The 7871-nt window shown below is 69.2% G+C and carries 8 protein-coding genes; 1 reads left to right on the top strand and 7 read right to left on the bottom strand.

From position 1 onward, the window contains the following. Nucleotides 1-202 (top strand): transposase (locus FOS14_RS22970; RefSeq protein WP_185981746.1); only part of this gene is annotated, 202 nt, incomplete at its 5' end. A 132-nt stretch (nt 203-334) separates the two neighbouring features. Here FOS14_RS22970 and FOS14_RS22965 read toward each other — a convergent pair. From FOS14_RS22965 to FOS14_RS22935, 7 genes are all read right to left on the bottom strand, one after another. Beyond that, nucleotides 335-1843, bottom strand: coding sequence for a DHA2 family efflux MFS transporter permease subunit (locus FOS14_RS22965; RefSeq protein WP_143773185.1), 1509 nt, complete (start codon nt 1841-1843; stop codon nt 335-337). Next, entirely contained in the window at nt 1836-3083 is a 1248-nt protein-coding gene (cobA, locus tag FOS14_RS22960) for a uroporphyrinogen-III C-methyltransferase (RefSeq protein WP_143773184.1), read from the bottom strand. Before cobA ends, FOS14_RS22965 begins: the two co-directional genes overlap by 8 nt. 3 nt (nt 3084-3086) lie before the next feature. After that, entirely contained in the window at nt 3087-3443 is a 357-nt protein-coding gene (locus FOS14_RS22955) for a cobalamin biosynthesis protein (protein ID WP_143773183.1), read from the bottom strand. Then, nucleotides 3431-4792, bottom strand: coding sequence for a cobyrinate a,c-diamide synthase (locus FOS14_RS22950; protein ID WP_143773182.1), 1362 nt, complete (start codon nt 4790-4792; stop codon nt 3431-3433). The genes FOS14_RS22955 and FOS14_RS22950 overlap by 13 nt, the downstream gene beginning before the upstream one ends. Continuing rightward, entirely contained in the window at nt 4786-5400 is a 615-nt protein-coding gene (gene cobO / locus FOS14_RS22945; RefSeq protein WP_143773181.1) for a cob(I)yrinic acid a,c-diamide adenosyltransferase, read from the bottom strand. Before cobO ends, FOS14_RS22950 begins: the two co-directional genes overlap by 7 nt. Before the next feature lie 12 nt (nt 5401-5412). Then, nucleotides 5413-7263, bottom strand: coding sequence for an ATP-binding protein (locus FOS14_RS22940; RefSeq protein ID WP_143773180.1), 1851 nt, complete (start codon nt 7261-7263; stop codon nt 5413-5415). A gap of 110 nt (nt 7264-7373) precedes the next feature. After that, nucleotides 7374-7790: a globin domain-containing protein gene (locus tag FOS14_RS22935; RefSeq protein WP_143773179.1), complete on the bottom strand. Its 417-nt coding sequence runs from the start codon at nt 7788-7790 to the stop codon at nt 7374-7376. Nucleotides 7791-7871 lie beyond the last annotated feature (81 nt).

The raw sequence follows: 7871 nt of genomic DNA, 5'->3' as shown, positions 1-7871 counted from the left end.
CACACCCGAAGGCAAAGCCCTCTACAACCAGCGCAGCCACATCGCCGAAACCCCGTTCGGCCACGCCAAACACAACCTCGGATTCAAACGCTTCACATCCCGCCGAACAACCAGAGCCACAGCCGAATTCAGCTTCCACGCGCTCGTGCACAACCTGTTCAAAGCCATCACCACCGGCGCACTGACCCCAGCGACTGCATAACCCGCCAGCCCCCACCGGGCACGACGACGAACACACACCCGCACCATCGACACCAGCCCATCACACCCCGCCCCGAATTGCGCAACAGCCCGTATCCCGCGCGTGGGCTTAGAGAATGGACGCGCAGTGCACCTAGGGCACGTGTGGTGGCACCCGAGCGTCGGCGGCCTGCACCGCCTCCTGCAGCGCCTGCGCTTCGGCCACGTCGTCCGGGGTGAACCGGATGAACAGGGCGGCGAGGCCGGCGATCACCGCGCACGCGGCGCAACCGACCAGGGCGAAGGTGTATCCGTCGCTCAGTGCCGCCAATTGCTGCGCGGTCATGTCCTGCACCGCCGCACCGTTTGTGCCGCCCTCGGACAAGGTCCGCGAGGTGGCCATCACGCCGATCACCGCGAGCGCGAGCGGGCCACCGATGGTCTGCGCGACCTGCGTGATCGCGGTCAGCGGCCCGATCTCCTTCTGGCCGATCCCGGCGACCGCGCACAGCGGCAGCGGCACCACCGCCACGCCCACACCGAAGCCGATGCAGGCCAGCGGCGACATCAGGTTGCTCAGGTAGGTGGCGGTTCCGTCCAGGGTGGAGCCATACAGCAGTCCGGCGGCCATCACGACGGCGCCGAAGATCACCAACCAGCGCGGCTGCACCGCCAGCACCAGCTTCGACGCCACAGCCGACCCCACGCCCAGCCCGATGGCGAACGGGATGAACGCCAAGCCGGCCCGCAGCGGGCTGAAATGCAGGATGTCCTGGAAGAACAGCGCCACGTACACCGCGGCGCAGAACATGACCGCGCCGGCAAAGAAGATCGAAACGAACGTGGCGACCCGGTTGGGGTTGTGGAAAAGCTCGAACGGCAGCAGCGGATTGTTGGCGGTGCGTTCCACGAACAGGAAGCCCAGCAGCAGCAACAGTCCCAGGATCAGTGCGCCGATGACCCAGCCGCTGACCCAGCCGAGCTCTGGGCCTTCGCTGAGTCCGAAGACGATCGCCGTGCAGCCCAACGTCGCCAGCACCGCGCCTTGGACGTCGAGGGTCAGCCGGTGCGGCGCCGTCTCGCGCAGCGCCACGACAGCAAGTGCGACGATGACGAACCCGATGGGCACGTTGATGATGAAGATCCAGCGCCACGAGAACTGGGTGAGCGCGCCGCCGAGGATCAGACCCGTCACCGATCCGACGCCCGTCATCGCCGCGAAAATGGCCACCGCCTGATTGCGCGCACGCCCCGGCGCGAAAGTCGTTGCCACCAGCGCGAATCCCGCAGGAACGGCAGCCGCGGCGCCGATTCCCTGCAATGCGCGGGCAGTGACGAGTGTGCCCTCGTTGACCGCCAGACCACACAACAGCGACGACAACGTGAACAGCGCGACCCCACCGACGAACATGCGCTTGCGGCCGAAGGCGTCGCCGAGCCGACCGCCGAGCAGCATCAGACCGCCGAAGGCCAGCGCGTAGGAGGTCAGCACCCAGTTGCGTCCAGCGTCGCTGAGTCCGAGATCGTTCTGCAGCTTCGCCAGCGCTAAGTTGGCTACCGTGCCGTCCAGCGTCGCCATCAACTGCATTCCACCAAGGGCGACGATCGCCAGACCGATCGCGCTGTAGGTGACCGGATACTCCTCCGGCGCGGTCTCAGACATGGTGTTCAACGCTACCCACCTCAGTCTCGAATCCGGCAACGGTCCCGATCACGACAATCGCCGGGGGCCGAATACCTTCGGCGCGCACCCGCTCGGCGACAGTGCCCAGGGTCGCACGCAGCACCCGCTGATTGCGCAGGCTGCCCTCCTGGATGACCGTCACCGGCGTGTCTGCCGGCCGGCCGCCATCGACGAGCGCGGCGGCGAACTGTTCGATCCGTTCCACGGCCATCAGCAGCACGATCGTGCCGCGCAGCCGGGCCAGCGCCGGCCAGTCAACGAGCGAATCGGGGTGATCGGGAGCGACGTGGCCGCTGACCACGACGAATTCGTGGGTGACCCCTCGGTGCGTCACCGGAATACCGGCCAACGCCGGAACCGAGATCGCACTGGTCACGCCCGGAACCACGGTGACCGGCACCCCGGCCTCGGCGCAGGCGAGCAACTCCTCGTAGCCGCGGCCGAACACATACGGGTCACCGCCCTTGAGCCGCACCACGAACTTGCCGGCTTTCACCCGGTCGATGAGGACGTTATTGATCGCCTCCTGGGCCATGGCCCGGCCGTAGGGGATCTTGGCGGCATCGATCACCTCCACGTGCGGGCCGAGTTCGGCCAGCAGTTCCGGCGGGGCCAAACGGTCGGCGACCACCACATCGGCGCGGCCGAGCAGTCGGCGCCCCCGCACGGTGATGAGATCGGGATCACCGGGCCCACCACCGACCAGCGCGACCCCGGGTGCCAACGGTTCGGCCGTGTCGGCGATGACTCCGGACTGCAGCGCCTCCACCAGCGCGGTGCGCACGGCCGCTGATCTGCGGTGCTCGCCGCCGGCAAGAACGCCGAGGGTCAATCCCTCGAAGCGCGCGGTAGCCGGCGTGACGGCGGTGCCGAGTCGGGCGATGTCGGCGCGCACGCAGAAGATGCGGTGCCGTTCGGCCTCCGCCACGATCGCGGCGTTGGTGTCCGGTTCGTCGGTGCAGGCGATCGCATACCAGGCTTGCGCGAGGTCACCGTCGCGGTATTCACGCAGGTCCACAGTGATCTGACCGGAGGTGGCCATGCCCTCCACCGCGGGCGTTACCGTGCGGCTGATGAGATGCACCTTCGCGCCGCTGGAAATCAACAGGCCCAGGCGCCGTTGGGCAACGGTCCCGCCACCGACCACCACCACTCGCCGACCGCTGAGGTTGATGCCGACGAGGTAATTCGAGTCGGGGGGTGCAGGGTCTTCGGTCACGCGTCAGACCTTAAGCGCCAGAGCCACTACGACGCCATTTACCGTTCGCCGCGGTGTCGCCAGAACGCTCGCCCCCGCGGCCAGCAACGCCGCCGCCTCGGCAACGCTTCCGGTGCCCACCGCGTCGCGGGTGCGCGATGTTTCGGTCGCGACCGGCACCTGTGCCAATTCGGCTGCCGTGAAAGAAACGACCTCGGCGCCCAACGACGCTGCCGCCTCCCGCACGCCGGATTCCCGGGCGCGGCGGTCGATGGTGGCCAGTTCCGCGATCGGCTGGTCGGTGACGGTATGTATTGCGGCCAGCAGGTCGGACGCGGGTGTGGCGGGCCGGGCGCCGATCCCGACGATCAGCTCGGGCACGCGATCCGCGCCGCGTTGCGAACGAACCGTTGTATCGCTTCGGGATGTGCGGCCGGGTGCGTGTGCAGGTAGGAGGCATGCACTCCCCCGCTGACAAAACCGTCCCGCGCGGCGCCGCCGGGACCGCGCCAGCCCCAGGCGGTTCCGCTTGCGCCCCGAATTCGGGTGCGGTGAAACTCGTGCCCGCGCACGCGCGCCCCGGCGTCCCACAGCACCGAGTCGGTGAGTGCGGCGGCGTCGCGGTAGCCAAGCGTCAAGCTCGAGGTGAACTCGGCGTCGGCGTCGATTACGCCGACCATCCGGTGCCCGTCCAACGACCGGCACAGATACAGCAGTCCGGCGCACTCGGCGTGCACGGGCATGCCGCGCTCGATCGCTGCCGCGACGGCCGCGCACAGTGGCCGGTTGTCGGCCAGCGCTGCCGCGTGTTCCTCGGGAAATCCACCGGGCAGGATCAAACCCGCAGTGCCGGTAGGCAATCGGTCGTGCAGGGGGTCGAACACCCGAACGTCGGCGCCCGCCGCGGCGAGCAGCTCCCGGTGCTCGGCGTAACCGAAGGTGAACGCCGGGCCACCCGCGACGGCGACCACTGGTGCACCGGCTACTTTCTCCACGGCGGCGGCCGGATCCCAGGGTTCGGCTCGCACGGTTGCCGAGGCCAGCGCGGCGATCTCGGCCACGTCGACGTGACGCGCCACCAGATCGGTCATGGCCTGCACCGCCTGCGTCGCCGCACTGCCGTGTTCGGCCGCGGTGACCAACCCGAGGTGACGAGAAGGCACCGCCAAGTCGGCGCGCCGCGGCAGCGCGCCGAGCACGGGCAGGCCGACGCGCGCAGCCGCTTGCCGCAGCACCTGTTCGTGGCGAGGGCTGCCGACGTGGTTGAGGATCACCCCAGCCAGGCGGACCCGCGAGTCGAAGGTGGCGAACCCGTGCAGGGTGGCGGCCAGGCTCTGGCTGTGTCCGCGGGCGTCGACCACCAGCACCACAGGCAGCCCGAGCAGCGCGGCCACCTGGGCGGTCGATCCTTCGGCGACCGGGTTGTCACCATCGCTGATCCGGCCGTCGAACAGCCCCATCACGCCCTCGATCACGGCAATGTCACAACCCGCGCTGCCGTGCCGGTACAGCCGTTGCATCAGCTGCGGGCTGGTCAGCACCGGGTCGAGGTTGCGGCCCACCCGACCGGCCGCCAGGCCGTGGTAGCCGGGGTCGATGTAGTCGGGCCCGACCTTGAACGGCGCCACCCGGTGCCCGGCCCGACGCAGCGCACCCATCAAACCCGTTGCGACGGTTGTCTTTCCGGTCCCCGACGCGGGCGCCGCGATGACGACTGCAGGAGTCACCATTCGATCCCGCGCTGACCCTTGCGGCCGGTGTCCATCGGGTGCTTCACCTTGGTCATTCCGGTGACCAGGTCTGCCGCGTCGATCAGCGCCTGCGGGGCGTCGCGGCCGGTGATGACGACGTGCTGGTTGCCCGGCCGATCGAGCAGCGTCTGGACCACCTCGGTGGTGTCGATCCAGCCCCACTTCAACGGATAGGTGAACTCGTCGAGCACGTAGAACCGGTGAGTCTGGTTGCGCAGCCGGCGCGCGATTTCGCGCCAGCCTTCCAGGGCCGCGGCGGCATGGTCGTCTTCGCTGCCGGACTTGCGGGCCCACGACCAGCCCTCGCCCATTTTGTGCCATTCGACGGCTCCGCCGGCGCCGGTCTCCTCGTGCACCTGCCCGAGCGCCCGAAAGGCAGCTTCCTCCCCGACCTTCCACTTGGCGCTCTTGACGAACTGGAACACGCCGATGTCGAAGCCCTGGTTCCATGCCCGCAACGCCATTCCGAACGCGGCCGTCGACTTTCCTTTGCCTTCACCGGTGTGCACCGCGAGGATCGGCTGGTTGCGGCGCTGCCTTGTGGTCAGGCCGTCGTTGGGAAGGACCGCGGGAACTCCTTTAGGCACTCGTCGACCTCCTCAGGCGGCGCGCACGGCTCCGGCGACGGAATCGGCGCTCAACTCCGCCAGCCGAAGATACTCACCGCCCAAGGCGCGAGCCAGATCGACCGCCAGCCCCAGCCGGACCATCCCGCGTTCGCAGTCGACCACCACCGAGCCGACGTCCATCCGGGCCAGCAGTCCGGCCGCCACTTTCGCGCGGTGTACGGCGTCCTGACTGCCGGTGGCCCGGCCGTCGGTCAAGGCGACGACGAGGGCACGGCGGTTCGGGTCGCGCACCCGCTCGGCGAGGACCACCTGCCGGGCCCGCAGGAAGCCTTCGGCCAGCGGGGTTTTCCCACCGGTACGCAGGTTGGTCAGTCGTCGCACGGCGATGTCCACCGACGAGGTGGGCGGCAGCACCAACGTCGCCTCGTGGCCGCGCACCGTGATCACCGCGACCTTGTCGCGGCGCTGGTAAGCATCGCGCAGCAGCGCCACCACTGCGCCGGTCACCGCGGCCAACCGGTCGCGAGCGGCCATCGAGCCGGACGCGTCGACGACGAAGATCACGAGGTTGGCCTCCCGGCCCTCCTTGACGGCACCCCGTAGGTCGCTGGGCGCGAACGCCAGCCGACCCCGGCGCGGACCCCGCCTGGCTGCCTCGGTGATCGTCGCGAGCACATGCACCCCGTCGCGAGTGTCCTTGGTGGAGCTGATGATTCGGCCATGACCGGCCTGCGCGCGGGAACGGCGGCCGGGCGCACCGGAGCCGACGCCCGGCACCTCGAGCCGACGCGGCCGTGATGCCGGTGCGTACGACGCAACCCCGTTGCCACTGCCGGAGTGAGGTTTCTCACCGCCACCGCCGTCAGGTCCGCTCGGGTCAGGCTCGGGTGGGGCGTCTTCCGGGTCGGGGGTGTCTCCGGCCGCCCGCGCCTCGTCCTCCGCGGCGTTCATGGCGTCGTCGAGCTGTTGCTGGTCAAGGCCCGGCTCGTCGAAGGGGTCCCGGCGGCGCCGGTGCGGAAGGGCCAGCTCGGCGCCCACGCGGACGTCGTCGGCGGTGACCGCGTCGGCTCCCCGCCACGCTGCGTGTGCCGTCGCCGCCCGCGCGACAACGAGGTCCGCGCGCATCCCGTCGACGTCGAAAGCTGCGCACAGGGCCGCGATGCGGCGCAGCTCTGTGTCGTCGAGCTTGATCGAATCCAGCGCGGCCCGGGCTTGCACGATCCGGCGTGCGATCTCTGCATCCTCGTCGGCAAACCGCGCGGCGAACGCGGCCGGATCGCGCTCGTAGTCGAGCCGCCGGCGAATGACCTCCATCCGGACGTCCACGTCGCGGGAGGCCGACACGTCGACGGTGAGGCCGAACCGGTCGAGCAGCTGCGGCCGCAGCTCGCCCTCTTCCGGGTTCATGGTGCCGACGAGCAGGAATCGTGCCGGGTGCGAGTGCGACACCCCGTCGCGCTCGACGTGAACCCGGCCCATCGCGGCGGCGTCGAGGAGCACGTCAACCAGGTGGTCGTGCAACAGGTTGACCTCGTCGACGTAAAGCACGCCGTGATGGGCTGCGGCCAGCAGTCCGGGCCGGAACGCGTGCTCGCCGCCGAGCAACATCTTTTCTAGATCGAGCGAGCCGATCACGCGGTCCTCGGTGGCGCCGACCGGGAGTTCGACCATGCGGGCCGCGCGTGGTTCGTCCCCGTCGTCGACCGGTGGGAGCAGGCTCGCGAACGCGCGCACGACCGTGGATTTGGCCGTGCCCTTTTCACCCCTGACCAGTACGCCGCCGATGCCGGGGTGGACCGCGCACAGGATCAGGGCGAGCCGAAGCCGGTCGTGTCCGACCACTGCACTGAACGGGTAACCGACCTCGGCTTGCGATCCCATGGGACTTGCCTATGCCACGCAGGGCCCGTCTGGCAAATCTCCTGCGCTCTCGCTGTGCGTGATTTTCCACCGCGGGCGGTGGAAAATCACGCACAGGGGTCTTGGCCCCCTCAGCTCGCCAGTTCCTCCTCGCTCGGGTGCCCGGCGAGCATCAACTGCGACACCGCGGTCAGCGCCTCGGTCCACGCATCGGTCATGGCCAGCGTCCACTCCTGTCCACCGCGTTCCTGCATCGCCGCGATCATGCACTCGCCCACCGCCGCGTACATCGGTTCGGTCACGCCGTAACCAGCATGTTTGGCGCCCAGCGCGGCAAGGTTGGTGCCGAGCCACGCACTGTCGTCGAGGTGTTCGAGCACGGCAACGATGGCTTGGCGCAGCATCGCGGCCTGCGGGCGCACGTCGCGGGAAAACAGCGGCCGCACGGCGGGATAACGCTCGAACAAGATCTCGTAGAACCGTAGGGTCAGGCCGTCCTCGTCGTCATCGACCAGCGACAGACTCGACATCAACGTCTCGGTGTCCATGGTGGCTCCTCACGTTGGTTGCGAGACGGCGAGTTGCCGGCTCGTCAATCAGACTGCCGCCGTGGTGTTTCGGTGCCGATA

The sequence above is a fragment of the Skermania sp. ID1734 genome (assembly GCF_007489285.1).
Classification (GTDB): Bacteria; Actinomycetota; Actinomycetes; order Mycobacteriales; family Mycobacteriaceae; genus ID1734.
Note: the sequence above shows the minus strand (reverse complement) of the source record. Positions and strands in the feature narration are given on the sequence as shown.